This window comes from Streptomyces sp. NPDC091649, assembly GCF_044756785.1.
Taxonomy (GTDB): Bacteria; Actinomycetota; Actinomycetes; order Streptomycetales; family Streptomycetaceae; genus Streptomyces.
In genome coordinates this window covers 1,116,626-1,138,507 of sequence record NZ_JBIVTR010000001.1, presented here as the reverse complement: position 1 = coordinate 1,138,507, position 21,882 = coordinate 1,116,626, and the positions used below count along the sequence as shown (strand labels likewise).

Sequence of the window (21,882 nt, the reverse complement as noted above, 5' to 3'; positions counted from 1 at the left end):
CGAGGGCCTCGGCGTGTTCTTCGGCGAACGCGTCGAGGCTCAGCCTTCCCCCAGGCCGAGCCCGGTCTCCTTGCCGTACGCCTCCAGGATCGCGGCGATGTCCTGCATGGTGATGTCGTGGCGCTCGAAGCGCGCGAACTGCTTCTCGCCCAGCAGGAGCTTCAGCAGGCCGTCGACGTCGTTGTCGTCGAGGCCGCGGAGTGCCTTGGCGGTGGTGCGGCCCAGCTCGGTGGGCAGTTCGAAGGTGTCGTCGTCCAGGTCGAAGGACCAGGAGCGGCCGAGCGCTTCCAGGCGCTGGGCGCGTGCTGCGTTGACGTCGAACGAAGCCATGGGTGGTGGGTCTCCTTGCGCAGAGCGGGGCAGAGGTGGTGTGGGCGGGGGCGGTTACGGACCCCGGGGGTGCCGGGCGGGACCGGATCGATCCGGTCCCGCCCGGCGGGGGGTCAGGCGCCGGCCGGCACCGTGTAGGCGGCGTCCTTCATGACGAAGGTGGCGAGCGCCTGGCCGTCGCCCGGGGAGAGCGCGGTGAAGGTGACACCGAGCATCGCGGCGGCCTTGCGGGCGAGCTTGATGTCGTCGGTGGCGGTCACCTGGCCGCGCGGGATGACGAAGCGGTAGGTGACCGCCGTGCCGTCGGTGAACTCCAGGCCGAGCGCGCGCTCGTCGAAGGTCGGACCGTCCGGGACGTCGAACTGGACGATGTCCGGATTGGTGGCGTCCCGGCGGATGTCCCCCGCCGCGCCGCCCAGGAAGAAGGGCAGCGTGTCCTCGTTGAACTGCAGCATGGAGAACTTCAGCGTCAGGTCACGGTCCGCGTAGACGAACCGGGCCGGGCTGATCGACTGCCACGTCTCGACCGGGTCCAGCTTGTCCTTCTTGGAGAAGGTCACCCCGTCCGTCGAGGTGTAGCCGAGGTCGGTCCACCCCGCGCCCCAGTCGGCCGACGGATTGTCGGAGAAGACGTCCGGGAGGGGGGCGTTGACGTCCGCGATGAGGATGCGGCCGGTTCCGGCCACGCGGATCTCGGACGAGTTGTTGCCTGCCATGGATGGCTCCTTCAGATGGTTTTCCGTGGGTGGTGGTGCCTGCCGTGGGTACGGCGAAGGCCCCGCCGGTGGCGGGGCCCTGTCTATGGGGGCGCTCGGTGGCGCCGGGGCGGTGCGGGTGGTGCGTGAACGGCCGCCGGGCGGGTGCCGGCGGTTCAGCCGATGCGCAGCGACACGCGCAGGACGCAGACGTAGCGGTTGGCCGCCGGGTGGAGGAATTCGGGCAGCCAGCGCGGACCGTCGGCCTCGACCACATCGGTGATCACGAGGTTCGTTCCGTACGGCCGGCCGGCCGCCGACAGCAGTTCGGCGCGGGCGGCGTTCGCCAGGCGGTGCGCCGTCGCCTTGTCCGGCCCGTATGCCTCCAGCTCGATGAGCGGCTGGTCGAGGTGGAGGTCGTCGACCCAGGCGCCGCCGCGCCGGGAGACGATCACCGCCTGCTGGGTGCCGTCGAAGCCCGGCGGCGGGGTCTCGTCCACGACCGCGTCCGCGAGATCCGGGCGGTCGGAGAGGAGCTCCACGACGATGGCCTCCACGTCGGGGAAGGTGCTCGGAGGTGAAGTCATGACAGGGCGATCACTCCTGTTCGCGGGTTGGGAAGGGCGGGAACGCGGACGGCGGAGCCGCGCCCGGAGGGTGGGCGCAGCTCCGCCGCTGCACTTATTGTGACTCAGATCGTGCGCGCACGCAACCATGTAGCGCGGAAGCGCAATTTCCGAGGCGCGGGCCCGGGGGCGCTCCCGTCCGGCGGACACATGGCCGGGACCTGTTCCCGCCTCCCCGCATCGCCGCCGAGGGTGCGTTAGTCTGCGGCTATCGAACAGGTATTCGAGAGGCGGCGATCCTGAAGGGGAGAGCGTCCTGACGAGGCGTGTGGGAAACGAGGGAACGGGGAGCGGGTGGACGGGAGTGAGCCGGTGATCAGTGCCCAGGAGCGGCTGGCCGATGTCGTGGCCGCCGCGGTGGAAGTGGCCGCGGAGTCGGGGGAGTCGGGTACGTACACCGCGGAGGTCGCCCGCACGCTCACCGCCGTCGTCGGCAAGGTCGGCGCCCGCGTCGCCGTCGAGGCGGAGACGCGGGGGTTCCGCAGCGGCTGGGGCGAGGCGATCGCGCTGGCGTCCGGAGATGCGGAGGGCGGGGCCCAGGTGCTCCGCATGTCGTCCGCGCCCGAGAAGTAGGCGGGGGGACACGCAGGAAGGGGCGGCCCGAACGGGCCGCCCCTTCCTGCGTGTCGGTCTCCTCGCCTTCCTTCTCCGGCCGTGCTCCTCAGCGCGCTGCGGGAGCCTTCCGCCGGGCCGCCCGCTCCGCCGCGAAGACGTCCTCCAGGCGGAACACGTGCGCCCGGCCCTCCCGGCCGGCGGGGCTGAGGTGGCCCAACTGGACCCACTTGCGGATCGTCGCGGGACGAACGCCCGCCTCGTGCGCGGCGAGAGCGCCGGTCACCAGCGTCGCGGCCGTCATCGGCGCCCCTCCCGGCGTGCGGTGTCCGCCGTCGAGGCGGTGAGTTCGGCGAGGTCGCCGCCGGACTCGGCCGCGAGCCGCACCCACGCGCCCTCGCTCCACGCGTGCCGGTGCGCCGGGTCCGTGCGGCAGTCGCAGGTGCGGTCCGCGCAGCGGCAGGCCGGATTGACGCAGAGCACCGCCCGGCGGACGGGGAAGGCCCGCAGCGAGACCGAGTCGCACCACGGGCAGCGCCCGCTCACCCGCACCACCGGTTCGGCGCCGCCCAGCGCCCGGGTGCAGCGCCGGGCCATCCGGCGCGCCTCGTCCCGGATGTGTTCGAGGAGTACGTCGTCGCCGGCGGCCCGGTCGAGCAGCCCCGCGACGCGCAGCAGCCGTCCGGTGACGTGGTCGCGGCGGGGGCGCGGAAGCCGGAGTCGGTCGTGCACGGCCTCGTCGAGCTCGATCACGCCGTCGGTGATGTCGCGTACGGCGTCGGAGATGTGCAGCCGTACGGGGGAGGTGCGCGAGCCGGACGGGGTGAGCCCGTGCGCCTGCTCGATGCGCAGGGCCTCCTCGCGCTCGGCGCGGGTCGGGCCGGCCGGGGCGGAGGCGGAGCCGGACGGGACTGCCGGCGGAGCCGAGGGGGAGCGGTAGGAGGGGGCGAGTTCGACAAGCAGTTCCGGGAACTGGCGCAGCAGCAGCTCGATCCAGAGCGTGGCGTCCGCGATCGTGGCGTCCGTCGCGGAGGCGCCGGCCGCAGAGGCGTCCGCGACCGTGCGGTCCGCGGCCTCGGCACTTTCGCGGCCGGGCTTCCGGGCGGCGGCCCGCGCTCCGGCCGGCTGCCGCGTGGTCGGTGTGGATGTGTTCGGTGTGTTCATGGCGATCCCTTCTCCCCGCACAGGGTGTTGCGAGACCGCACATTGGCATGTTGCGTGCTCGCGCGCAAGGGAATTCGGAAGCCTACTGGGCCCTTATCTCCACAGAATCTGCTCAAACGGTATGCGTCGAGGGGTAATTCCTTGCGCGCAAGCGCGATAGTCTGGTCGTGCTTCGGAGGGAGGCGAGTGCCCCATGACCACGGGCGAACTCGACAGCTTCGCGACCTGGATCGAGGAACTGATCCGTCGGCGCGGCTTCGACATCGACAGTCCACGCGGCGGCGGCAAGTCCCGTCTCGCCGACGAGGCCGGGGTCCACCGGGCCGCCATCACCCGCCTCCTCCAGCGTCAGAGCATGCCCGACCTGGAGACCACCAGGCGTCTCGCCCAGGTGCTCCAGGTCCCGGTGCGCGACATGCTCATCCGCTCGGGCCGCCTCACCGAGGAGGACCTGCCGCTCCCGTCCGCCCCGACGGGCACGCCCTCGGCGGACGGCCGTCCGCTCACCCTTGAGGAAGCCGCCGTCGCGCTGGGCGTACCGGCGGACCAGCGTGAGATGTTCGTCCGGGTCGCCGGCCAGTTCCTGCCCGCTCCGGCGGTCGAGGCCGGGCGGCGGCGGGCGCCCCTCGCCTCCGACTGACGGGCGATGGTCGCCCCCTCCCCGCTCTGCTGTTGCCGGGCGTGACCGCCGCCGGGTCTCCGCCTGCCGGCGCGTCCGGCCCCCGGCCGGCACACCGAGCCGCCCCGGGCGGCCGGGGGGCCACGGGTGATTCGATCTTGTGCCGGGCCGGGAGACCGGCCTCCGCGCCTGCCCCGTAAGCTGTTCCGGCCTGTCCCCCCGCCCCAGCGCAGGTGCGAACGACGCCGCAGGTTCATGAACGACAGTGCGTGGACGCGCCCCGCCAGGTGCGCCGCGCGGAGCGAGAGCGCCCGACCGGCGGGAACGGTCGGGTGCTCGCCCGGTGCGGGCGATCCGCGCGGGCGGTAGGCAGGGGGGCGCATGGTCGAGCGGGAAGGGTGCTCCCGGACCGCAGGCGACGCCCCCGAACCTCCCGCCGGGCCCGGTGCGCCGCGGGCCGGGGCGCCGGCGCCGGAGACGTACGCGGCGCTCCTCGCCGAACTGGGAGCCCTCCTCGACGGCCACGAACCCCACGAGGTCGTCGTTCTCCTGCGGGCGGAGCTGGAGCGGCGCGAGATACTGGCCTACTCCCACGGCTGGCGCGACGCCGCCGCCCACTACGAGCCCGCTGTCGAGGCGGCGCGGGCCGCGAGCCGGCGAACCCTGAGGCTGGTGGAGTCCACGCGTACGCCGGGGCAGGCCGCGGTGATCCCCTTCCGGCAGGAGGAGCGCGGCGACGCCCTCCGGCAGCCGGAGGACGGAGCCGGGGAGGAGGGGGCGGGCCGCGATGCCTCCCGGGCCGACGGGCCGGGGGAACGCGGCCGCACCGCCGGGCGCCGCCGCGACCGCCCCGGGACCGAAGAGCGGACGGACCGGCCGCCGCGCACCGCGGCCGGGCCCGAACCCGCACTCGTGCGCAAGAGCCGCAGCTCCCGTGTTCCGACCATTCCCACGCTCCCGACGCCGAGGCTGCGGCGGCGGGAGGAGGACGGAAAGGGCACGGCCCCGGATGACGTGACCCGCTGAGGAGCCCGCCCGGGACCCGTTGCCCCCGTACGTCTGTCAGGTCGGGACCGCTCCGGGTGTCCGGGACCGCTCCGGGCGTCCCGGATCGCTCCGGCTGTCCGCGTCCGCGTCCGGAGAGCCGGAGAGCCGGAGAGCCGGAGAGCCGGAGAAGGATCCCGTACACGAAGAGGCCCCGCGAAGCGCGGTGAAACCCCGCGAAAAGGCGGCCGGTGTGCGCGGGTCCGGGTGCGGCCGGGCCGGTCGTGGCCCGTCGCCGGCGGCCGGACGCCCCGGTGCGGTGGCGGGCACGGCATTTGTTTTGACCCAGCTCCGTGAGGTAGGTACGCTCAAGCCTTGTGCCTGGGGTGTGCCTGGGCTCGTGTGCGTGTCCTCAACCGCATCCCGAGTCCGTCAGTAGCCACCGCAATCTGCGCCACTTCCGCCCCCCGGGGCGGGAGTCAGCAGTATTCGACACACCCGACCGCGTGGGTCGGTGATGTTCCAGGTTAGTTTCACGAACGGCACACAGAAACCGGAGAAGTAGTGCCTACGATCCAGCAGCTGGTCCGGAAGGGCCGGCAGGACAAGGTCGAGAAGAACAAGACGCCCGCGCTCGAGGGTTCGCCCCAGCGGCGTGGCGTCTGCACGCGTGTGTTCACGACCACCCCGAAGAAGCCGAACTCGGCCCTCCGTAAGGTCGCGCGTGTGCGTCTGACCTCCGGCATCGAGGTCACGGCCTACATCCCGGGTGAGGGACACAACCTGCAGGAGCACTCCATCGTGCTCGTGCGTGGTGGCCGTGTGAAGGACCTGCCGGGTGTTCGTTACAAGATCATCCGCGGCTCCCTTGACACCCAGGGTGTCAAGAACCGCAAGCAGGCCCGCAGCCGCTACGGCGCCAAGAAGGAGAAGTAAGAATGCCTCGTAAGGGCCCCGCCCCGAAGCGCCCGGTCATCATCGACCCGGTCTACAGCTCTCCTCTTGTCACCTCGCTGATCAACAAGATCCTCCTCGACGGCAAGCGTTCCACCGCCGAGCGGATCGTGTACGGCGCCATGGAGGGCCTCCGCGAGAAGACCGGCAACGACCCGGTCATCACGCTGAAGCGCGCGCTTGAGAACGTCAAGCCCTCGCTCGAGGTCAAGTCCCGCCGTGTCGGTGGCGCCACCTACCAGGTGCCGATCGAGGTCAAGCCCGGTCGCGCCTCCACCCTCGCTCTGCGCTGGCTCGTCGGTTACTCCCGGGCCCGCCGCGAGAAGACCATGACCGAGCGCCTCATGAACGAACTGCTCGACGCCTCCAACGGCCTCGGCGCTTCGGTCAAGAAGCGCGAGGACACCCACAAGATGGCCGAGTCCAACAAGGCATTCGCGCACTACCGCTGGTAGTCGCTACCCCCATCGAGACCGAGAGAAGATTGAGCCTTATGGCCACCACTTCGCTTGACCTGGCCAAGGTCCGCAACATTGGGATCATGGCCCACATCGACGCGGGGAAGACGACCACCACTGAGCGGATCCTCTTCTACACCGGTGTGAGCTACAAGATCGGTGAAGTCCACGACGGCGCTGCCACGATGGACTGGATGGAGCAGGAGCAGGAGCGCGGCATCACGATCACGTCTGCCGCGACGACCTGCCACTGGCCGCTCAACGATGTTGACCACACCATCAACATCATCGACACCCCGGGTCACGTCGACTTCACCGTCGAGGTGGAGCGTTCGCTCCGCGTCCTCGACGGCGCCGTCACCGTGTTCGACGGTGTGGCCGGCGTCGAACCGCAGTCCGAGACCGTCTGGCGTCAGGCGGACCGCTACGGCGTGCCGCGTATCTGCTTCGTCAACAAGCTCGACCGCACCGGTGCCGACTTCTTCCGTTGCGTCCAGATGATCGTGGACCGCCTCGGCGCGACCCCGATCGTCATGCAGCTCCCCATCGGCGCCGAGGCCGGCTTCACGGGCGTCGTCGACCTCGTGTCGATGCGTGCCTTCGTGTACCCCGAAGAGGCCGCCAAGGGCGAGATGTACAACGTCGTCGAGATCCCGGACAACCTCAAGGAGTCCGCCGACGAATGGCGCGGCAAGCTCCTCGAGGCCGTGGCCGAGAACGACGACGCCATGATGGAGCTGTACCTGGAGGGCGCCGAGCCCACCCAGGACCAGCTGCACGAGGCGATCCGCCGCATCACCCTGGCTTCCAAGGGCAGCGCCGACTCCGTCACCGTCACTCCGGTGTTCTGTGGCACCGCGTTCAAGAACAAGGGCGTCCAGCCCCTGCTCGACGCGGTCGTGCGCTACCTGCCTTCCCCCCTGGACGTCGAGGCCATCGAGGGCCACGACGTGAAGGACCCGGAGAAGGTCATCCAGCGCAAGCCCTCGGACGACGAGCCGTTCTCCGGCCTGGCGTTCAAGATCGCGAGCGACCCGCACCTGGGCAAGCTCACCTTCGTCCGGATCTACTCCGGTCGCCTGGAGGCCGGCACCGCGGTGCTGAACTCCGTCAAGGGCAAGAAGGAGCGCATCGGCAAGATCTACCGCATGCACGCGAACAAGCGTGAGGAGATCGCATCGGTGGGCGCCGGCGACATCATCGCCGTCATGGGTCTCAAGCAGACCACCACCGGTGAGACGCTGTGCGACGACAAGAACCCGGTGATCCTGGAGTCCATGGACTTCCCGGCGCCGGTCATTCAGGTCGCCATCGAGCCGAAGTCCAAGGGCGACCAGGAGAAGCTGGGTGTCGCCATCCAGCGCCTCTCGGAGGAGGACCCCTCCTTCCAGGTGCACTCCGACGAGGAGACCGGCCAGACCATCATCGGTGGTATGGGCGAGCTTCACCTCGAGGTGCTCGTCGACCGCATGAAGCGCGAGTTCCGCGTCGAGGCGAACGTCGGCAAGCCGCAGGTCGCGTACCGCGAGACGATCCGCAAGGCCGTCGAGCGCATCGACTTCACGCACAAGAAGCAGACCGGTGGTACCGGCCAGTTCGCGAAGGTGCAGATCGCTCTCGAGCCCATCGAGGGTGGCGACGCGTCCTACGAGTTCGTCAACAAGGTCACCGGTGGCCGCATCCCCCGCGAGTACATTCCCTCGGTGGACGCGGGTGCTCAGGAAGCCATGCAGTTCGGCATCCTGGCCGGTTACGAGATGGTCGGCGTCCGCGTCACCCTTCTCGACGGTGGTTACCATGAGGTCGACTCCTCGGAGCTCGCCTTCAAGATCGCCGGTTCGCAGGCGTTCAAGGAAGGCGCCCGCAAGGCGTCTCCCGTGCTCCTTGAGCCGATGATGGCCGTCGAGGTCACCACGCCCGAGGACTACATGGGCGAGGTCGTCGGTGACATCAACTCCCGCCGTGGCCAGATTCAGGCCATGGAGGAGCGCAGCGGCGCTCGCGTCGTGAAGGGTCTCGTGCCCCTCTCGGAGATGTTCGGCTACGTCGGAGACCTCCGCAGCAAGACTTCGGGTCGCGCAAGCTACTCGATGCAGTTCCACTCCTACGCCGAGGTTCCGAGGAACGTCGCCGAGGAGATCATCGCGAAGGCCAAGGGCGAGTAACTCTCCCGAGCTCACGCTTTAGGCTTGTCACCGGAGCCGGGCGGGCATGCGGCACAGCGCGCGAGCGCTGTGCCGCATGCCCCCGGCACCGGCACCCCAGCAAAGATCACCTGGCGCCGATGAAGCAAGGCGTACAGAACCACTCAGGAGGACCCCAGTGGCGAAGGCAAAGTTCGAGCGGACTAAGCCGCACGTCAACATCGGCACCATCGGTCACATCGACCACGGTAAGACGACCCTCACGGCCGCCATTACCAAGGTGCTGCACGACGCGTACCCGGACCTGAACGAGGCTTCGGCCTTCGACCAGATCGACAAGGCTCCCGAAGAGCGCCAGCGCGGTATCACCATCTCCATCGCGCACGTCGAGTACCAGACGGAGTCGCGTCACTACGCGCACGTCGACTGCCCCGGTCACGCGGACTACATCAAGAACATGATCACGGGTGCCGCGCAGATGGACGGCGCCATCCTCGTGGTCGCCGCCACCGACGGCCCGATGCCGCAGACCAAGGAGCACGTGCTCCTGGCCCGCCAGGTCGGCGTTCCCTACATCGTCGTCGCGCTGAACAAGGCCGACATGGTGGACGACGAGGAGATCCTGGAGCTCGTCGAGCTCGAGGTCCGTGAGCTCCTCTCCGAGTACGAGTTCCCGGGCGACGACGTTCCGGTCGTCAAGGTCTCGGCGCTCAAGGCGCTCGAGGGCGACAAGGAGTGGGGTGAGTCCGTCCTCAACCTGATGAAGGCTGTCGACGAGGCCATCCCGCAGCCCGAGCGTGACGTCGAGAAGCCGTTCCTCATGCCGATCGAGGACGTCTTCACGATCACCGGTCGCGGTACGGTCGTCACCGGCCGCATCGAGCGTGGTGTCCTGAAGGTCAACGAGACCGTCGACATCGTCGGTATCAAGACCGAGAAGACCACCACCACGGTCACCGGCATCGAGATGTTCCGCAAGCTGCTCGACGAGGGCCAGGCCGGTGAGAACGTCGGTCTGCTCCTCCGTGGCATCAAGCGCGAGGACGTCGAGCGCGGCCAGGTCATCATCAAGCCGGGTTCGGTCACGCCGCACACCGAGTTCCAGGCGCAGTCCTACATCCTGTCGAAGGACGAGGGTGGCCGTCACACCCCGTTCTTCAACAACTACCGCCCCCAGTTCTACTTCCGTACCACGGACGTGACGGGCGTTGTGACCCTCCCCGAGGGCACCGAGATGGTCATGCCGGGTGACAACACCCTCATGGACGTCGCGCTGATCCAGCCGGTCGCCATGGAAGAGGGCCTCAAGTTCGCCATCCGTGAGGGTGGGCGGACCGTGGGCGCCGGCCAGGTCACCAAGATCACCAAGTAATCTCACGATTGCTTGAGGGTCGGGGCAACCCGGTCGCGCCGGACTGAGCACATCGCATCACCCAAGGGCCCGTACGACGTCACGTCGTACGGGCCTTTGGCGTGCCCGGGCCTCCCGTCCGGCGGGCAGCACGGCCGGGGTCGCCCGGGGCGTCCGGACGGCGCCCCGGCGCCCTCCGGCGCGCTCCCCCCGGTCCTGGCCCCCGGACACGACGACGGCCCGCACGATCCGGTACGGGGATCGTGCGGGCCGTCGTCGTCGGGCCGGTGTCAGTCCGCGGGGGGCTGGGCGTAGGTGGTGGCGAGGAGCGAGTGCCGGGAGACCCCGTCGCTCTGCACCAGGTGGTGCACGGACGAGGGGATGAAGCCGCCGAACAGCGTGCCGACGAGCCCCAGCGCCTGCAACCGGAAGTTGAGGTCGTAGGTGGCCATCGCCGCCCGCACCGCACTCACGCGATAGCCGTGCGCCCCCGCCCAGGAATCCGCGCGGTCCAGGTTGGCGTACAGGGCCACGATCCCCGCGCCGGTGGCGAACTCGCGCTGTACGCCGAGGCTTTCGGGCGGTCCGATCTCCTCCAGCCCGGCCAGCCGGCAGGTCTCGTCCGCCGTCACGCGGTACAGGCCGGGCGCGGCGCCCTCGCTGCGGAACGTGAAGACGAACCCTTCCAGCGCGCCCGCCTCGGCGTCCAGGCCCCAGTCCTCGCCGTCCCTGGCCAGGACCTCGCGCAGGAGGGTGAGGACCACATCGGTCCGTACCGGTCGGTGAGCGTAATGCAGGCTGGAACGCCGCAGCCGCAGTGTCTCGCGCAGGTCGTGGACCGGTCGCACCTCGTCCTCCCGCGCGGCCGGGACGGTGGGCACGGCGTCGGCGAAGGGCACCGGTTCGCGTTCCGCGGCCAGGCCGTCCGAGGTGCCGGCCCTGGAGCCGAAGCCCTCCAGCAGGTCCGTCATGGACGTCAGATCGTTCCTCATGCCCTGCCTCCCAGGCGTGCCACGGCGGCGACGGGCTCGTCGGCGGGCGTCGTGCCGAGCACCTGTGCCAGATCGCTGTCGTCCCAGTCCGGCCGAGCCGCGAAGCCCAGCCCCAGCTGCTGCGCGACCTCGCGGGCGGCGGCCAGATTGCAGCCGGCGTCCAGGAAGACGAGCCGGAAGCCGAACGTGCCGTACTTGGTCATGACCTTCTTCAGGTCACCGGTGATGACGAGTTCGCACGGCGCCTCGCCCGGTGGCGCCTGGCGGGAGAGGGCCGCGAGGGTGTGGCTCTCCTGGGCGTACGCGTAGACCCCCGCGGGCAGGACGCGGTCGTCGCGCAGGAGCACGTACGCCGTGGTGCTGCCGATGTTCCCGGACGCCGCGGTCCACCTCTTGACGCGTTCCGGGGTGGTCTCCTCGTCCTTGATCCCGAAGGCGACCTTCAGTACGAGCCCGAGGGCGTCCAGGGTGAGCGGGGCCTCGCCGCGCGACGGATCGTGCCGCTCGGACGCGGCGAGGACGGAGAGGTCGGGGGCGGGCAGCGCGGTGTGCGCGCGGCTTGGCCAGTCCTTGAACTGCGACTGGAGGCGCTGGTTGGCGACGTAGTAGTGGGCCTGGTGGTCCCGGGGGGCGAGGAAGGCGCGCGGCGGCATCGCGACCGACGCCTCGTAGACCGCGCCCGCCGGTGCCTGCGGCGCCACCGGCCCCCGGGTGAAGGAGCACCGGGGGCATCCGGGCCGGACGGTCGAGGGACGGGGGACCGTGGAGAGGGTCGTCAGGTCCACCACCGTGGAGTCGCTCGGCAGATGAGAGATCGCGGCCTGGGCCAGCAGCGCGGTGATGTGGTGCGCGGCCAGTCCGGCGACCAGGTCGCTCAGGGGCGCCGGGAGTTCGCCGGAGAGCTCCGCCTCACCATGCCGGCCGCAATCCAGGCACGGTGTGATCGCGAGGTCGACGTACGGGCCGACGATGACCGTCCGCGCGTCGGCGCGCATCCGCAGCAGCGGGCGTCCGTCCCGCCGGCAGCGCTCCTCGGTGGCCGCGAGGAGCGGGGCGGAGGCGGCCGTCTCGAAGAACACGGTCAGCTCGTCCGCGGGCGGCGGGCCGGCGCCGTCCGAGAGCGGACACACCTCCCGCAGGGCCCGCCGGGCGGCGGAGACCAGCGCGTCGTCGCCCTCCAGCCGCACGGAGCGCGCTGCCAGCCGTGCCGCGGCGTGGGTCCAGGAGGGGTTGGCCCCCGTGGAGTTGCCGAGGCGGGAGAGGAAGACGGCCCAGGGGGAGTCGTCGGCCGGGAGTCCGCCGGATCCGGCCTCCCCGGCTTCCGGGGCCTCCTCGATCGCGCCGGCCGACCAGAGGAGGGCCAGGCACTTGTAGACCGTCGACTCCGCGAAGCCGGCCTTCTCCGCGATCTCCGCGTGGTCGCGGGAGCCGTCGCACGCCTCGGCCAGGGGGACCAGCCCTTCCCGCGCGAAGGCGCCGGAGAACACCTGGGCCCGGTCCGCGCCGTCGAGCACGACGGCGTCGCCGGCCCGGCGCAGCCTCACTCCCCGGCGCAGGACGGGCCGGGAGGGGACCACCAGCTGCATGTCCGTGCGCGCGGCCTGCCCGATCTGCTCGGCCTTCATCTCGGCAACCATGATCAATCCTTCTTTACCGCAGTAGTTCCGGGAACGGCAGCATGCGGTCGGCACGTGCCCGCGAGAACCGGCCCCCGCACCGCGGGCAGAGGTTCACCGACACGGTCGCCGAGGCCGAGACGGCTCCCGTGACGAGCTGGAAGGCGCGCACGGTGCCGCCGATTCCGGTGACGCCCCCGGCGATCTCGGCCAGCGCGAGTTCCAGGAGGCCGGAGGCGACGGACACGTGGTGCGGACCGAACCCCTCGGGCAGCCCGGACACGGCGGCGTCCATGTCGTACGGGCGCGCGGTGCCGGCGTGCTGGGCGGCGCGCTTGCGGAAGCAGGCGTAGCACGCGGTCCGGCCCGGGACCACCGCGGGCCCGCAGACGATCCTGGTCGGCAGCAGCTGGAGGCCGATCGACGGCGTGTTCCGTTCCGCGCAGATCCGGTCGACCTCGTCGCGGAGGTCCGGGTCGCCGCCGGAGTGCACGGCGACGACGACGTCCGCCCGCGGCGCCGGGGTGCTCGCGAAGTCCGCGTAGGACAGCTGCTGCTCCGGCGGGACACCGCGGTGTTCCGTGAGCCTTCGGCCGAAGGTGTCCTGTACGAGGTACAGGCACTGCGGACGCGGTGCGTGCGACATACTGCCCTGCTCCTTCTCGTCCTTCTCGCTCATGCGAACGGCTGCTGCACGGGGTTGACCGCTTCCTCGGCGTGGCTCGGGTGGCCCATCGCGCGAGGGGCGTCGTAGAGGCGCGGGGTGCCGAGGTAGCGCTCGCCGTGCACGAACGAGACGGGCATGGCCTCGGGGACCAGGACCTTCACGGCCCGCATGCCCACCTGGCGGGCCTCGTCCGTGGTGATGTCCGCGACGAGCACTTCGGCGCCGCGTGCCGCGAGCCGGTCGACCACGGTGTCCAGCGGGTCCGCTTCCGCGGGCAGGCCCCGCATGCCGTCGAGCCCGTGTGCCGGGCGCTCGCCGTCCAGCAGGAAATCGAACACGTGGCGCCGGTCGGGCGAGGCGTTGTGGACGGCGCCCCCGACGACGCTCACCTTGGCGGGGTCGGGGGTGCGCCCGGCGTGGGCGGATACGTATCCGCGCAACGCCACGCGCAGCGAGGAGAGTTCGCGGTAGATCTTGCCCAGTGCCCGCTCCGGGTCGACGTCGCAGGTGGCGGCGACGATCTGGGCGAGCGTGGGGTCGGCGTCGGCGAGCTGCACCCCGTAGATGACCGGGACGCCGAAGTCGGTCGTCGCGTCGAACAGCCGTACCCGCAGGTCCGTCGAGGTGCCGACCCGGTGGTGTTCCCGGGCGCCGGCGCCGAGCGCTTCCGGGTCCACGACCAGTTCGGGCAGCCGCAGCCGCTGGAGCCAGACCAGGGCGATGGCGTCCCGCTCGACGACCTCCAGGAGCCCTCCGAGGACGGCTGTGCGCACGTCGGAGTGGACGGCGGCCCCGGTGGTGATGCCGCGGATGAACTCCTCGGACGGTGACTGGTAGGGCATGTGCAGGTAGACGGAGATCGCCGGTACCAGCACGGGCACTTGCCGGGTGAGCGACCAGGCGCGCACCCAGCGGATCGGCACCGACGGGTCGTACGCGCTCAGGCGTGAGTCCGGGTGGGCCAGTTCGGTGGGCGAGCACCGCGGCCACCGCGAGGGCGACACGCATTCCTCGCTGAGGTCACTCTCGGCGGCGACCACCATCTCGTCGTCGTTCCACGCGCACGTGGAGTACCGCTCCAGCGCCTCCGCGACGGAGATCAGCTTGGCGCGTTCGGGCGTGAGGCCGGTGCCCGCGCCGTCGGAGTTGCCGGTGTCCTCGTCGTGGGCCCAGGTGCGGAGGTTGCCGAGGGCGCGGGACGGGACGCCCAGGTAGGCGAGCTGGACCGCGAAGGGCGGCTCGCCCTCGCGGACCGGCAGTGGCGCGGTGCGGGAGACCAGACCGTACGGAGAGACGAGCTGCTCCAGAGCGCGCAGCTCGGCCGGGATGTGCTCCTGGTGCCTGTTCGGATACATGTGGTTCTTCTTCCTGCGGTCGTGTGGTCCCCGTGCGCGCGCCGCGTCAGCCGGCGGTCTTCGCCGAGACCGGCGCCATGCTTCTGGCCAGGTCGTCCAGGTCGCTCTGGAGCTCGGCCATGGACCTTCCGCGGACTTCTTCGTTCGCGCGCGCGACGACGTAGCAGAAGACGTATCGCTCGGCCAGGCTGAAGCCGAGTGAATAGAGGGAGCTGTAGAGCAGGCTGGTCTGCATGCGGAACGCCAGGAAGTCGGTGTCGCGATGCATCAGGGCGTCCAGTTCAGGACTCGGCGGGGTGTGGAAACGCGTGGGCTCGACCGGGCCGCCTCGCTTCTGCACGAGGTCCTCTAGTGTCTCTCCGGCATTGATGATGGAGCCATGGAGAAAAGTTTCGGCCAGTTGGCTGGTTCCAGCCTTGACGAATCCGGTCCATTGCTCTGCCGGTAGGTCGTCCAGGTGTTCGGCGTCAGGGTCGCCGCAGGCGGCGATGAATTCCCGGACGGCCGGCCCGGCCTGTTCGTAGAAGCGGGCACAGGCGGCCTCGAAGGAATCCGGGTTCTTGGTGCGCAGGTAGATCGCCTCGTAATGCGACCGGTAGCTCAGCAGTCGCAACGACAGCAGGTCACCGAATTGGTAGGGCAGATTCCGCTGCGGGGAGTTCAGCAATGTCGCTCGCGTGTGGGCGACCATGAGGCGAAGGGCGCCCAGGGCGGCGGGCAGGGCGGAACCGCTGACCGCCGACCGGTTCAGGAACGCGACCAGAACCGGCGCGGCCCGCTGGAAGAGCCGCTTGGACGCGGCCTCGAACCCAGGTCCCGCGAACCCGGCGTTCCACAGCGGCGACGGGGCCTCGACCAGGGGAATCTCCTCGACGCGCGCCGTGTGGCCGTGCCGCTGGACGATGCTTCGCAGCTCCTCGCGGAAGGCGTCCGGGTCCGTCACCCCGTCGACGCTGATCTGGAGGGCCTCCGCGCCGAGGCGCGCGTCCCGGGTGCGGACGAAGTAGTACGGGCCGTGCCGGGCCACGCGCTCGGGCGCGAACAGCGCGCGGATCAGGGGGGCGAAAGTTTCGTTGTAATTTGAACCATCAGGCTGCGGGATGGTGGCAAAGAAATGCACGAGTGAGCCCCCCGGATAGAGCCGGCATACATATGCCGTCACGCGATCTTGATGCGACCATAACCCTGACGGTCAAGCCCCAGGAACCCCATAATCGACGTGACGTACGCCACATTGGTGTCCCTTGCATGGTGATCAAATTGCTGGATAGGTTCAAGGCACATCAACGGGAGGGGGTGTTACCAATGGAGCAGCAGATCGAACTCGATGTCCTCGAGATCTCGGACCTCATTGCGGGTGCCGGTGAGAACGATGACCTGGCGCAGGTGATGGCGGCCTCGTGCACGACCACCAGCGTTTCGACGAGTTCCTCGTCGTCCTCGTCCTGAATTAAGGGCAGGGAATAGTTGAGCCACCGTCGAGGTGCACCTCGGCGGTGGCTTTCTATAGTTCTGGAGAAATGGTCCGGACGGGCGAGGACGGGGTAATTCCGGTTCGGCGTGCCCCGGCGGCGGACGCCATCGCCGAGCGGGCGCCACCGCCGAGCGGGGCACCGGACGCCCCGCCCGGCCGGATCCTTCGTATGTGTAGGCAGAGCGCGAACCGACCGGCTCGGTGGATGACAGGCGGACTCCGCACGGCAGGGACCCGCCTCCGCGGCCCGGCCCTGACGTCCGCACGCCACGGTGAACCGGGCCCGCGTGACGAAGTTGGGGGATTCCCATGGGTGTGAAGATCAGTCCGTATGTCGTCTACCGGCGGAGCAGACTCCCCCTGGATGAACTCAAGGGGATGTCCTTCGCCGCCGCCTGGCCGCGCATCGACGAGCTGGAGGCCCTGCGGGAGGAGATCGCCGAGCGCGCGGCCGGCCTGGCCGACCGCCTCGGCGAACTGGTGCCCGTGCTCGGCGACGACGTCCGGGCCGGCCTCATCCGGCTGCGGCGCGACGTGCACAACCTGCGGCACGACCGGGCGGCGGCATGCCTCGGGGCGCTCCGTCCGCACCTGAACCCCGCGATACTCGCCGAGACCGAGAGCTGGTGTGCGCTCGGACTCCGCGCCGAGAAGTGCGAGGAAGCCGCCGCCCAGGCGCTGGAGAACGAGAAGACCCATGCCTCCCAGGGCTTCCGCGCGCTCTTCGAGCACGACGCGATGGCCCTGAGCATCCAGCTCTCCGGCGACCGCCTCTACCGCGGCCTGCGCGACTTCGTCGCCGGCGATGACCCCGCCTCCCTCAAGCCGAGCAAGGCCCGGCTGCGGGAGTCCTCCCTGGTCAACTTCGCCTACCGGGCCGCCCTCAAGCCCTCGCCCTTCGGCCGGTTCACCGAGATCGGCGCCTTCCCCCCGGACGATCCGGCCGCCGGAGCCCCCGCCCGCCGCGCACCGGGACCGACCGAGTCGGTCACCACCTTGAACCGGCTGCTCGTCAACTGGGTGCTCGCCGCACTGCCGCGCATCCCGGGCGGCCTGGAGTCGGGCCACCTGGTGCTGAACTCGACCCTGCGGGCCGGGCCCGAGTCGATCGAGTTCGTCGGCGTGGCCCCCGGAACCCGCGAGGACGGGAAGATGGCCACCGAGACCGTGCTGCGGATCCGCCGGGAGGCGATCTTCGGCGCGCTGCTCACCGCGATGCCCGACGGCTCGGCCCCCGCCGCCCCGGTGCTGCGTGAACTCACCGCGGTCACCGGCCAGGAGAAGGCGAGCCGCGACGTCGTGCACGGCCTGATCCGGGCCGGCGTCCTCTTCTTCCGCCCGGAGATCGACGACCACGACCCGGACTACTCGGCGAAGCTCGAAGCGACGCTCGCCGCCGGCGGCACACCGGAGACGGCCGCGCTGCGCGAACACTTCGGCGCCCTCCGGAAACTGGAGACGGACTTCGCCCGGGCCGGGGCCGCCGAACGCCAGCGCCTGCTCGACGCGGCGTACGCGGCGATCGGCGGCATCGCCGCACTGTGCAAGGTGTCGCCGCCCCCCGAGGACGTCCTGAAATCACCGGTCTTCGAGGACACGCCCGCCACCACCGCGCCCCGGTCCTGGCACCTGCCGACCGTCGAGCGGAGCCTGCCCGCCCTGACCGGCCTCTGGCGGCTGGCGACGATGCTGGACAACGGCCAGGTGAAGCGCATCGGTCTGCACGCCTTCGCCACCAAGGTGCTCGGCGACCGCGTCTCCATGCCCTTCCTGGACTTCTTCAGGGCCTTCTCCTCGCTCACCGACCAGGAACAGACCGATGTCTTCATGGGCCGCGACGTGCCGGCCGTCGCCGTCTACACCGCGCAGCGCGCGAAGGCCCTGGACACCGTCCGCGCGGGACTCGTGCCCGGGGACGGCACCGTCCACCTGGACCCGGCCGACATCGAGCGCGCCTGCGACGGGGTGAACGACCTGCTGGACACCGAGTCCGTGACCTTCCGGGCACAGTTCGCGCGCGGCGTCCTGCCGGGCCGCGACCGGACGCTGGTCGTCAACGGACTGCTCACCGGCTACGGCGTCTACTTCTCGCGGTTCGGCTCCTTCACCCGGGGCAGCGACGACTGGTCGCTGCCCGAGGCGCAGTGCGCGCACCTCGCCCGCCGCTTCCCCGGCCAGACCGACCTCAACTCGGTGCTCGGATTCAACTTCAACCTGCACCCGTCCGTGACCCCGCGGGTGGTGAACTACCCGGGCGCGGTGTCGCTCGGCGAGCAGCGCACCGTGTACGGACTGGACCGCCTGGAGGTCCGCGCCGACCCGGACACCCGGTCGCTGCGTCTGTGGGACCCGGAGGCGCGGGAGGTAATCGACCTCGTACCCATGAACTTCATGACCCCCGTCGGCGTACCGCTGCTCTACCGCCTGCTGGAGGCTCTCTCCCCGTCCAACCGCTATCTGTGGAAGCCCCTGGACGACATCCGGGACTCGGGCGGACCCGTGGCGTACGGAGAGAGCGTGCCGCGTCTGGTCGTCGGCGACGTCGTGGCCGACCGCCGCTCCTGGAACGTGGCCGCCGCCGACATCCCCATGCTCCAGGACCTGAGCCGGGACGACTTCCAGGCCCTCATGGCCTTCGACGCGTGGCGCCGCTCGCGCGGTCTGCCCCGGCACGCCTTCGTGCTGTGCCAGACGCCGGAGGAGCGCGACGTGATGGCCGGGCGCAGCCGGAAGGTGACCCGCCAGTGGGCCGACTACGCGCACCTGCGCCGCGCCAGCGTCCACAAGCCGATGTACGTCGACTTCCGGAACCCCTACCTGGTCCGGAGCTTCGCGAAGTCCGCGCTGTCGCGCGGCGATGTGCTCGTGTCGATCCGCGAGTGCCTTCCTTCGGTGGACGACTACGGCCCGGAGACGGGCTGGAACGCAGCAGAGGAGTTCTTCGTTGAACTATGCACCGACAAGTAGTGGGCCGACCGTGACGCACGAATGGCGGGTGGTGCACTTCTACGTGCCGCACTCCCTGCACACGCCCCTCCTGTGCGACGTGGTGTACCCACTGCTCCGCGACGAAGGTCTCCAGGACCACTTCTTCTTCCTGCGGTACTGGCAGGGCGGCCCCCATCTGCGGCTGCGCATGCGCTGCGGTCCCGGCGCCGGATCGGCCGATGCGGCCGAGCGGGTCGTGGCCGGCCTGGCCCGTGCCATGCCCGAGTTCGGGGCCGAGGCACAGGAGGAGTACGCACTCGGACTGACCCTCCAGGACGAGCTCGCGCGCCTGGAGAAGGAGACCTCCGCCGAGGGCCGCCCCCTCGGCTCGCTCGACCGGGTGCCGTACGCCCCCGAGTACCGCAAGTACGGGGGAGCGCAGGGGGTGGAGATCGCCGAGACCGTCTTCCGGAAGTCGTCGGTGGCGGTCCTGGACCTGCTGGCCGGCCAGCCGCGGGAGTGGGTGGCGGCGCGGCGGGCGCCGATCGGCGAGGCCGCACGCGTCATGGCGATGTTCCTCCACGGGGCCGGCTTCGGTCCGGCGGCGGCCGCGGTCTTCCTCCAGGAGTACGAGGAGTGGTGGCGCGCGTACGCGCCGGAGGCCGTGCACCAGGCATGGCCGCAGCTGTACGAAGGGGTCTCGGCGCAGATCACCGGCCTGTGCGCCTCGGTCTGGCGGGGCGCGGTCACCGACGACGTGTTCCACGCCATGTCGGTGGAGGCCACCGCACGCGCGCGTGCGGTGTGCGGTGCGCGACCGGACAGCGACGCCCGCGAACTGCTGCTCGACGGCACCCCGTACCCGGGCTGCCTCTCGAACTACATCCACACCACCAACAACCGGCTGGGGCTGGTGCCCGCCGCCGAGGGGCTCGTCGCCTACCTGCTGCGTCGCGGGCTCGATGACCTCGCGGCGCAGTAGGCCCGCGTCCGGCCGGCCGGACGGCCGCGGCGGTGCCGGAACCGGGCGGGCCTTCGGCCGGTGCGGAGCCTCCCCCGGGGGGCTCCGCCCGGCCGAAGGCGCCTTCGGCGGTGCGTTCTCGGGCGTCTCAGCAGGTCACGGGAAGCTTGTGCAGCCCGTACACGCCCATGCTGTCCTTGAACGGCAGCTCGCTGACCGGGGCCGCCAGCTTCAGGCCCGGGATACGGGCGAGCAGGGCGTTGAAGACGACCTCCAGCTCCAGCTTGGCGAGGTTCTGCCCGATGCACTGGTGGATGCCGTGGCCGAAGGCCAGGTGGTGCCTGCCGCCGCGCTCGAAGTCCAGCCGCTCCGGGTCGGCGTACACGGCCTCGTCGTGGTTGCCGGAGGCGCTGAGCCCGATGACGCCCTCGCCGGCCCGGATGAGCACCCCGCCGATCTCGATGTCGGCCGTCATGACGCGGGAGGTCACCTGGTCGGCGATGCTGAAGTAGCGGAGCAGTTCGTCGACGGCCTGCGGCGCCAGTTCGGGATCGGCCTTGAGCCTGGCCAGCTGGTCGGGGTTCTCCAGCAGGCCCACCACACCGAGCGAGATCATGTTCGCGGTGGTCTCGAAACCGCCGACGAGCAGGACGTTGGCCATTCCGATGAGCTCCGCGCGGTCGAACGTGCCGGTCTCGCGGTTCCGCACGACGAGCCTGCCGAGCAGGTCGTCACCGGGGTTCTCCTCCTGGGCGGCGACCAGCCCGGCGAAGTACTCGTGGAGCTCCTGGTGCGCGCTGTTGCGCTCCTGCGGGTCCACGTCGACCGAGACCAGCTTCCTGGTGCGGTCCTGGAAGAACGCGCGGTCGTCGTACGGCACCCCCAGCAGCTCGGAGATCACCAGCGACGGCACGGGCAGGGCCAGCGCCTCGACCAGGTCGACCGGCCCCTCGGCGGCGAGCATCGCGGAGAGGCACTCGTCCACGATCTCCTCGATGCGGGGCCGCAGTCGGAGCACCCGCTTGGCGGTGAACTCCGGGATCACCATCTTGCGCTGTGCGGTGTGCACCGGTGGGTCCATGGCCAGCATCACCGGCCGCAGCTGCTCCATGACTTCCGGCGGCGCGTCGAAGTGGAGCGGGTAGCCCGGGTCGGCCAGGTTCGAGCTGGCGTGCGGGCTCGCGAGCAACTGGCGTATGTGCTCGTGCCGGGTGAGCAGCCAGGCCGTCCGCCCGGAGGCCAGGGTGACCTGGCCGACCGGCTGCTCGGCGCGCAGGGAGGCGTACTCCCGCGGAGGCTGGAGCGGGCAGGTCCGGGGGTGGGGATAGGTGCTGTCCTGACGGTCGGTCACAGTGCTCTCCGCTGCTGGCCCAGAGGTTGATTTCCTGGATACTATCCAAACGGAGAGGCAAATTGAAGCTTTGTTCCATTGGGGTACGAGGATAGGCTCGCGGAGTTCCGTACGGTAATTCCGATGAGGTCTGCGGGGGAATGACACAGGGCCGGTCAAGGGGTTATTCTCCCTTTTTCGATGGCGGATTCGTCATGCGGCCGTATCGTGTTTCCCCTGTGGTCGAGATGATGTTCGCGGGGTCAGAAGAAGTTGCGGATCAGGGGGTCGAGCTATGTATCTTTCGATTGTCATGTGGGATCTGAAGAAGTCGGAAGCCACCGTGGAGAGCCTTCGGGACTACCTCCGGGACTATGCCGTGGACGCCTACTCGGAGCTCGACGGCATGCGGCTCAAGGCATGGTTCTCCGACGCCGGCCGCCAGCTCTGGGGTGCGGTCTACCTGTGGGACCGGGCCGACCAGATGCCGGGCATCTACAAGGTCAGCCAGGTGATCGACCTCATCGGCTACCCCCCGACCTCCGTGGGCGGATTCGCGCTGGAGGCGACGGCCGAGGGCAAGAGCGTCCACGAGACGCTGGCCGGTCTGGGTATCGCCCTGGAAGGCGGAGAGGCGTAGTCGCGGGGCCCCGGCGAGTGCGGCGCGGCCATGGTGCGGCGC

The 21,882-nt window shown here is 70.5% G+C and carries 22 protein-coding genes; 11 read left to right on the top strand and 11 right to left on the bottom strand.

The window, feature by feature from the left end; genetic code table 11:
• Positions 1 to 39: 39 nt before the first annotated feature.
• The 3 genes from ACIQMU_RS05020 to ACIQMU_RS05010 form a co-directional block, all read right to left on the bottom strand.
• Positions 40 to 330, bottom strand: coding sequence for a hypothetical protein (locus ACIQMU_RS05020; RefSeq protein ID WP_352240212.1), 291 nt, complete (start codon positions 328 to 330; stop codon positions 40 to 42).
• A gap of 113 nt (positions 331 to 443) precedes the next feature.
• Positions 444 to 1,046 carry a phage tail protein gene (locus ACIQMU_RS05015; RefSeq protein WP_352240213.1) on the bottom strand — a complete coding sequence of 201 codons (603 nt, stop codon included), beginning with the start codon at positions 1,044 to 1,046 and terminating at the stop codon, positions 444 to 446.
• A gap of 155 nt (positions 1,047 to 1,201) precedes the next feature.
• Positions 1,202 to 1,612, bottom strand: a complete 411-nt coding sequence (locus tag ACIQMU_RS05010) for a hypothetical protein (RefSeq protein WP_352240214.1) — start codon at positions 1,610 to 1,612, stop codon at positions 1,202 to 1,204.
• A 351-nt stretch (positions 1,613 to 1,963) separates the two neighbouring features.
• Between ACIQMU_RS05010 and ACIQMU_RS05005 the strand changes: the two genes are divergently transcribed.
• Positions 1,964 to 2,224 (top strand): hypothetical protein, encoded by a 261-nt coding sequence (locus ACIQMU_RS05005; RefSeq protein WP_388541047.1) that lies wholly within the window; start codon positions 1,964 to 1,966, stop codon positions 2,222 to 2,224.
• A gap of 88 nt (positions 2,225 to 2,312) precedes the next feature.
• On the opposite strand, the gene ACIQMU_RS05000 is transcribed toward ACIQMU_RS05005, so the two are convergent.
• Entirely contained in the window at positions 2,313 to 2,507 is a 195-nt protein-coding gene (locus ACIQMU_RS05000; RefSeq protein WP_352240216.1) for a hypothetical protein, read from the bottom strand.
• The gene (locus tag ACIQMU_RS04995; protein ID WP_402688215.1) at positions 2,504 to 3,367 is read right to left on the bottom strand and encodes a hypothetical protein; all 864 of its coding nucleotides are present in this window, start codon (positions 3,365 to 3,367) and stop codon (positions 2,504 to 2,506) included. Before ACIQMU_RS04995 ends, ACIQMU_RS05000 begins: the two co-directional genes overlap by 4 nt.
• Before the next feature lie 193 nt (positions 3,368 to 3,560).
• Between ACIQMU_RS04995 and ACIQMU_RS04990 the strand changes: the two genes are divergently transcribed.
• From ACIQMU_RS04990 to tuf, 6 genes are all read left to right on the top strand, one after another.
• Positions 3,561 to 4,007 carry a helix-turn-helix transcriptional regulator gene (locus ACIQMU_RS04990; protein WP_352240218.1) on the top strand — a complete coding sequence of 149 codons (447 nt, stop codon included), beginning with the start codon at positions 3,561 to 3,563 and terminating at the stop codon, positions 4,005 to 4,007.
• Between the two features lie 360 nt (positions 4,008 to 4,367).
• Complete coding sequence (locus tag ACIQMU_RS04985) at positions 4,368 to 5,012, top strand: hypothetical protein (RefSeq protein ID WP_352240219.1); 645 nt, start codon at positions 4,368 to 4,370, stop codon at positions 5,010 to 5,012.
• Positions 5,013 to 5,534: 522 nt separating this feature from the next.
• Positions 5,535 to 5,906: a 30S ribosomal protein S12 gene (gene rpsL / locus ACIQMU_RS04980; protein ID WP_003948652.1), complete on the top strand. Its 372-nt coding sequence runs from the start codon at positions 5,535 to 5,537 to the stop codon at positions 5,904 to 5,906.
• A gap of 2 nt (positions 5,907 to 5,908) precedes the next feature.
• Positions 5,909 to 6,379 (top strand): 30S ribosomal protein S7, encoded by a 471-nt coding sequence (gene rpsG, locus ACIQMU_RS04975; protein ID WP_003966970.1) that lies wholly within the window; start codon positions 5,909 to 5,911, stop codon positions 6,377 to 6,379.
• A gap of 38 nt (positions 6,380 to 6,417) precedes the next feature.
• On the top strand, positions 6,418 to 8,547 hold the full coding sequence (gene fusA, locus ACIQMU_RS04970) for an elongation factor G (RefSeq protein ID WP_352240220.1): 2,130 nt from the start codon (positions 6,418 to 6,420) through the stop codon (positions 8,545 to 8,547).
• A 157-nt stretch (positions 8,548 to 8,704) separates the two neighbouring features.
• Entirely contained in the window at positions 8,705 to 9,898 is a 1,194-nt protein-coding gene (gene tuf / locus ACIQMU_RS04965) for an elongation factor Tu (protein ID WP_352240221.1), read from the top strand.
• Positions 9,899 to 10,167: 269 nt separating this feature from the next.
• Here the strand turns inward: tuf and ACIQMU_RS04960 are convergent, their stop codons facing one another.
• From ACIQMU_RS04960 to ACIQMU_RS04940, 5 genes are read right to left on the bottom strand one after another with little or no spacing between them, the layout of a single operon-like run.
• Complete coding sequence (locus tag ACIQMU_RS04960) at positions 10,168 to 10,869, bottom strand: tpaF (protein WP_402688214.1); 702 nt, start codon at positions 10,867 to 10,869, stop codon at positions 10,168 to 10,170.
• Positions 10,866 to 12,506: a tpaE gene (locus tag ACIQMU_RS04955; protein ID WP_402688213.1), complete on the bottom strand. Its 1,641-nt coding sequence runs from the start codon at positions 12,504 to 12,506 to the stop codon at positions 10,866 to 10,868. Before ACIQMU_RS04955 ends, ACIQMU_RS04960 begins: the two co-directional genes overlap by 4 nt.
• 13 nt (positions 12,507 to 12,519) lie before the next feature.
• Entirely contained in the window at positions 12,520 to 13,164 is a 645-nt protein-coding gene (locus ACIQMU_RS04950; protein ID WP_352240224.1) for a TOMM precursor leader peptide-binding protein, read from the bottom strand.
• Positions 13,161 to 14,507, bottom strand: a complete 1,347-nt coding sequence (locus ACIQMU_RS04945; RefSeq protein ID WP_402688212.1) for a YcaO-like family protein — start codon at positions 14,505 to 14,507, stop codon at positions 13,161 to 13,163. The genes ACIQMU_RS04950 and ACIQMU_RS04945 overlap by 4 nt, the downstream gene beginning before the upstream one ends.
• 46 nt (positions 14,508 to 14,553) lie before the next feature.
• Positions 14,554 to 15,669: a hypothetical protein gene (locus ACIQMU_RS04940; RefSeq protein ID WP_402688211.1), complete on the bottom strand. Its 1,116-nt coding sequence runs from the start codon at positions 15,667 to 15,669 to the stop codon at positions 14,554 to 14,556.
• A 143-nt stretch (positions 15,670 to 15,812) separates the two neighbouring features.
• Between ACIQMU_RS04940 and ACIQMU_RS04935 the strand changes: the two genes are divergently transcribed.
• The 3 genes from ACIQMU_RS04935 to ACIQMU_RS04925 all read left to right on the top strand — a co-directional run bounded on the left by ACIQMU_RS04935 (position 15,813) and on the right by ACIQMU_RS04925 (position 19,891).
• Positions 15,813 to 15,956: a thiocillin/thiostrepton family thiazolyl peptide gene (locus tag ACIQMU_RS04935; protein WP_078597647.1), complete on the top strand. Its 144-nt coding sequence runs from the start codon at positions 15,813 to 15,815 to the stop codon at positions 15,954 to 15,956.
• Between the two features lie 334 nt (positions 15,957 to 16,290).
• The gene (locus tag ACIQMU_RS04930; RefSeq protein WP_402688210.1) at positions 16,291 to 18,948 is read left to right on the top strand and encodes a lantibiotic dehydratase; all 2,658 of its coding nucleotides are present in this window, start codon (positions 16,291 to 16,293) and stop codon (positions 18,946 to 18,948) included.
• Between the two features lie 10 nt (positions 18,949 to 18,958).
• A complete protein-coding gene (locus ACIQMU_RS04925) occupies positions 18,959 to 19,891 on the top strand; it encodes a lantibiotic dehydratase C-terminal domain-containing protein (RefSeq protein WP_352240228.1) in 933 nt (310 codons plus the stop codon).
• A gap of 127 nt (positions 19,892 to 20,018) precedes the next feature.
• On the opposite strand, the gene ACIQMU_RS04920 is transcribed toward ACIQMU_RS04925, so the two are convergent.
• Entirely contained in the window at positions 20,019 to 21,221 is a 1,203-nt protein-coding gene (locus ACIQMU_RS04920; RefSeq protein WP_402688209.1) for a cytochrome P450, read from the bottom strand.
• A gap of 274 nt (positions 21,222 to 21,495) precedes the next feature.
• Here ACIQMU_RS04920 and ACIQMU_RS04915 point away from each other — a divergent pair, with 274 nt between their 5' ends.
• Positions 21,496 to 21,840: a hypothetical protein gene (locus ACIQMU_RS04915; RefSeq protein WP_352240230.1), complete on the top strand. Its 345-nt coding sequence runs from the start codon at positions 21,496 to 21,498 to the stop codon at positions 21,838 to 21,840.
• The last annotated feature ends 42 nt before the right edge of the window (positions 21,841 to 21,882 follow it).

Excerpts from the sequence above, each read along its gene's own strand:
- ACIQMU_RS05020 (WP_352240212.1), bottom strand. The coding sequence starts at position 330 with ATGGCTTCGTTCGACGTCAACGCAGCACGCGCCCAGCGCCTGGAAGCG.
- ACIQMU_RS05015 (WP_352240213.1), bottom strand. The coding sequence starts at position 1,046 with ATGGCAGGCAACAACTCGTCCGAGATCCGCGTGGCCGGAACCGGCCGC.
- ACIQMU_RS05010 (WP_352240214.1), bottom strand. The coding sequence starts at position 1,612 with ATGACTTCACCTCCGAGCACCTTCCCCGACGTGGAGGCCATCGTCGTG.
- ACIQMU_RS05000 (WP_352240216.1), bottom strand. The coding sequence starts at position 2,507 with ATGACGGCCGCGACGCTGGTGACCGGCGCTCTCGCCGCGCACGAGGCG.
- ACIQMU_RS04995 (WP_402688215.1), bottom strand. The coding sequence starts at position 3,367 with ATGAACACACCGAACACATCCACACCGACCACGCGGCAGCCGGCCGGA.
- ACIQMU_RS04990 (WP_352240218.1), top strand. The coding sequence starts at position 3,561 with ATGACCACGGGCGAACTCGACAGCTTCGCGACCTGGATCGAGGAACTG.
- ACIQMU_RS04985 (WP_352240219.1), top strand. The coding sequence starts at position 4,368 with ATGGTCGAGCGGGAAGGGTGCTCCCGGACCGCAGGCGACGCCCCCGAA.
- rpsG (WP_003966970.1), top strand. The coding sequence starts at position 5,909 with ATGCCTCGTAAGGGCCCCGCCCCGAAGCGCCCGGTCATCATCGACCCG.
- fusA (WP_352240220.1), top strand. The coding sequence starts at position 6,418 with ATGGCCACCACTTCGCTTGACCTGGCCAAGGTCCGCAACATTGGGATC.
- ACIQMU_RS04960 (WP_402688214.1), bottom strand. The coding sequence starts at position 10,869 with ATGAGGAACGATCTGACGTCCATGACGGACCTGCTGGAGGGCTTCGGC.
- ACIQMU_RS04955 (WP_402688213.1), bottom strand. The coding sequence starts at position 12,506 with ATGGTTGCCGAGATGAAGGCCGAGCAGATCGGGCAGGCCGCGCGCACG.
- ACIQMU_RS04950 (WP_352240224.1), bottom strand. The coding sequence starts at position 13,164 with ATGAGCGAGAAGGACGAGAAGGAGCAGGGCAGTATGTCGCACGCACCG.
- ACIQMU_RS04945 (WP_402688212.1), bottom strand. The coding sequence starts at position 14,507 with ATGTATCCGAACAGGCACCAGGAGCACATCCCGGCCGAGCTGCGCGCT.
- ACIQMU_RS04935 (WP_078597647.1), top strand. The coding sequence starts at position 15,813 with ATGGAGCAGCAGATCGAACTCGATGTCCTCGAGATCTCGGACCTCATT.
- ACIQMU_RS04930 (WP_402688210.1), top strand. The coding sequence starts at position 16,291 with ATGGGTGTGAAGATCAGTCCGTATGTCGTCTACCGGCGGAGCAGACTC.
- ACIQMU_RS04915 (WP_352240230.1), top strand. The coding sequence starts at position 21,496 with ATGTATCTTTCGATTGTCATGTGGGATCTGAAGAAGTCGGAAGCCACC.